This window comes from Microcystis sp. M53603_WE2, from assembly GCF_030065435.1.
In genome coordinates, this window is record NZ_JASJFF010000926.1 from 1 (window position 1) to 3360 (window position 3360).

Sequence of the window (3360 nt, forward strand, 5' to 3'; positions counted from 1 at the left end):
GGAACAATTAGCTCAAGAGGTAACTATCCCGAAAACACTGCCCACAAAAGTTACCCCTCTCCCCAAGGCTGAACCCGCTGCCCCAAAAGTGGAACCGGTGAAACCAGAAAAACCAGCCCTGGAAGCTGGCCCCGAACCGGCTAAATCAACCTTTTTCGGGATGTATCTCTGGCTAGGCTTGCTGGCGGGTATATTTTGCGGTATTGGCTATCTTTTCCTCCGTCCCCCTCTCTCTAACCCCCCTGCCGTTACTCCCTCTCCTTCCCCTATAGTTTCCCCCGCGCCGGTAGTCCCTCCCGCACCGATAGCCTCTCCTTCCCCTTCTCCTCAGTCAAAAGTTCCCCTCTCAGCCGAAGTAACTATTGAACAGGCCGCTTGGGTAAGGGTAATTGCCGATGGCAAAAAAGTCCATGAAGGCAATCTCCAACCCGGGACTAAACAAACTTGGACAGCCCAAAAGAGTTTAAATATTCGATCGGGCAATGCTGGCGGTGTTAAAATCTCTCTTAACGAAAAACCTGCCCAATTAATGGGTAAAGCTGGTCAAATCGGCGAAATCACCCTAACTGCACCTCCTCAGTAGGATTGGGTGTGGGGTGTGGGAAGATGGGGTGTTGGGGTGATGGGGTGATGGGGTGTTGGGAAGAATAAAAAAAATAATCTCCTGACTCCCGACTCCTGATCACTGATCACTGATTAGGCTGCATTATCCCAGATGGGGGTAAGGGTCTGATAATCGTAGCGGGAAGCGTTGGGATGACAGGTGACACAGGTGGTGTGACCGAGAGGAGTGGGTAAATTGACCCTAGGGTGCAAAACCTTTAAATAGCTAGACTGTTCAATTAAGAGGGGAACAAAAGTAGTCTCGCTAAGAGGGCGGGAAGAATAACTGAGATAATCCCAGATAAGACGCTGAGTAATGCCAACAATTGGTTTTAAACGGATACCATAGTGAGAATTAGGATTTTCTAGGATTTTTTTCCAAGTTTGACTGGGTAGGATGCTCGGAGGAATAGCAATATGGCAGGTGGCACAATTTTCTAGATAGGTTTGCTCTCCAATTTGATAACGATTTAGCAATGTATCCGAGGAGGGAGATTGGGCGATCGCTGGTTGTTGAAGTAGCGAAGCCAGTAGAATACCCCCTAGAATACTGAGGAGAAAGAGGATCAGAAAAAAAATCGATTTCACTTGACCGCTGGAAGGCATGACTGGGATGACGAGTAATTGAACACAATTTTGACACTCTCGCCATCACAATGCCAAGCTGTGTGATGGGAGATTCTTGCTTCACAGAAACCTGCTTTTTAAGACGAATCCCAAGGAGTCTTACAGTCTCTCCACAAGCTTAAACTCCTGACTGCCCATCAGTATTTGGGAGCTTCTGGTTTATGTGTGGAAACGAGGTCTATACTGATATTTTCTAGTTTCTTCCGCGGCCCGACTGAGCATCGCCGAACGTTAAAATAGCCCTAAAAGTCTTGCTTGATAGGTATTTCACGGTTTCATAAGCAAAAATCATAACACAAAGTCGAGAAGAGCCTCTTAACTTTTTTTGTATCAAAATTACTTGAACGGGAGCATTAAAAGGGGAGAATTAATCCCCCCCATCAATCTAGACAAAGAAACTATTGACTGGAATAGGGCCGAGCGCCGGTAAACTACCCGTTAACCCGGTGAGATTAATCACCAAATCATTAGCACTTTGGAAACCCCCCGTACCGTCGTTGATAATTAGGTAAGTGGTAGTAGTATTAGCAACCCGCACTAAAGCAGCACTGTTCATCCCGATAGCTTGATTTCCGGCTGTTGCGCCATTAGCATCGGTAAAGACGTTAGTAACAATGGTGTTAATATTGGTCGTGGTGCTATCTGTTGCCCGGGTAAAAGCGAGAGGGGCATTAATGGCCCCACCAAATTGACAAGGCATTACCCGTGCCATTAAGATTACCAGTACCAGTGAGGACGAGATTTTCCACGTTGTCAGAAAGGGTATAGGAAATGGAAACTCGCAGTGAAACACCTCGTGAAACTTGGCTGCAACCGATTGTCGCTCTTCTGGGAGAAGGGGAATTCGCCGAGGCTTATGCTTTGGCTGCATACTTTCCTAACACTCGTAACAGACAACTCGTACAACTTGCTGCATTGCTGGGACAAAATAAGTTTAGTGAAGCTGATACTCTCTTAAAGAAATTTGCTGCTGAAACTCAAAGCCTTGTAGCTGATTTTGCAACTATTCTGAGCCAAGTCGATTTGGACCTGCTTGAGACAGCTTATCAAGCTATTAAGGCTCGATATTTCCAGTTGGCTGATTTCTGTATTCAATTTCAACTGCTCACTCATCCAGAAACAAGCTTATCAGTAATCCGTGAGGGACTAAGGCTAAGAAAAACTGAATTTGTTCAAGACATAAACTCATATGTAAAGGTGGAACCGACGGTTAGGGTTCCACCCGACAAATTGGCAGGTGGAGAAGCGGATTTAAACAGAAAATATATCGGCAACCCGGGTTATTTTAACTCGAATAAAGGGAGTATTAACGAGCGTGGGGAGTTTATTCGGCCGCCTTGCTCTGAGCAGCCTAAACCCCTTCCGTCGTCTAATAGCGTAACAATTCAACGCCACACTCGAATCGAATTCCCATCAGAATGTGTTCTTGAGCAAAAAGCTGAGTTAAAGATTCAGCTAACTGAAGAGATTCCAGAATTTACTCGTGTTCAAGAAAAAATTTTGCTTACAGTAGGACGTAATACTAAGCAAGTTGAACTAAATGTCAAGGTTACTGCTCCAGCATTTGCCATAAGACCTTATCAGCAGCAGTTGACTGTTCCAGTTAAAGGCGATTCCAACGAAGTGATTTTTACCCTTGTTCCTCTTGAAAGAGGTGAGCAAGTTATTGAGATTGAGTTTTTCAGAGGAGCAACAAGAGTTGGGTATGTAATCGTTCAAACTAACGTAACTTTCTACTCGTATAATAAAATATCGCCAAAAGTTTTATCAATGGAAGACCCAATTGATGGTCTCAAAAACTTAGAAAGTATGACGGTTAATCCCGATAAACATACACTTAATGTTACTTGGATTGAGAGAGAAAGTAAATTACTCTATACTATCTTCCCTGCCAATCGCTTAGGCGAGTGGGAGAAAACAATTCCTAATATTCAGCAACAAATTGAAGATGATTTGCGAAGTTTGAATGCTTTCCTGACAGAAGTAGTGCGGCTCTTCGTTACCCTTTATGCTAAATCAACATACAAGATGCCAAGATAACATACTTCTAACCCAAAAATTCCGAAAGTTTCTCAAGCCATAGCCTCTCCGTTTTATTAGTTTAAGTTTATTGTTGATTCCCTCGACCAC

At 44.2% G+C, this 3360-nt stretch carries 4 protein-coding genes and 1 pseudogene; 2 read left to right on the forward strand and 3 right to left on the reverse strand.

What is annotated here, in order from left to right:
• Positions 1-583 (forward strand): DUF4115 domain-containing protein (locus tag PX481_RS19600; RefSeq protein ID WP_288095567.1); only part of this gene is annotated, 583 nt, incomplete at its 5' end.
• A gap of 113 nt (positions 584-696) precedes the next feature.
• Here the strand turns inward: PX481_RS19600 and PX481_RS19605 are convergent.
• Both PX481_RS19605 and PX481_RS19610 read right to left on the reverse strand, forming a co-directional pair.
• On the reverse strand, positions 697-1209 hold the full coding sequence (locus PX481_RS19605) for a hypothetical protein (RefSeq protein WP_002760886.1): 513 nt from the start codon (positions 1207-1209) through the stop codon (positions 697-699).
• A 406-nt stretch (positions 1210-1615) separates the two neighbouring features.
• A pseudogene (locus PX481_RS19610) lies at positions 1616-2018 on the reverse strand (bluetail domain-containing putative surface protein); the annotation flags it as partial.
• Between PX481_RS19610 and PX481_RS19615 the strand changes: the two are divergent.
• Positions 2002-3270, forward strand: coding sequence for a hypothetical protein (locus PX481_RS19615; RefSeq protein ID WP_288025928.1), 1269 nt, complete (start codon positions 2002-2004; stop codon positions 3268-3270). The pseudogene PX481_RS19610 and the gene PX481_RS19615 sit on opposite strands and share 17 nt — an antisense overlap.
• Here the strand turns inward: PX481_RS19615 and PX481_RS19620 are convergent.
• Positions 3247-3360, reverse strand: a 114-nt coding sequence (locus PX481_RS19620) for a transposase (RefSeq protein WP_287627018.1), incomplete at its 5' end; no start/stop codon positions are given. The two genes, PX481_RS19615 and PX481_RS19620, sit on opposite strands and share 24 nt — an antisense overlap.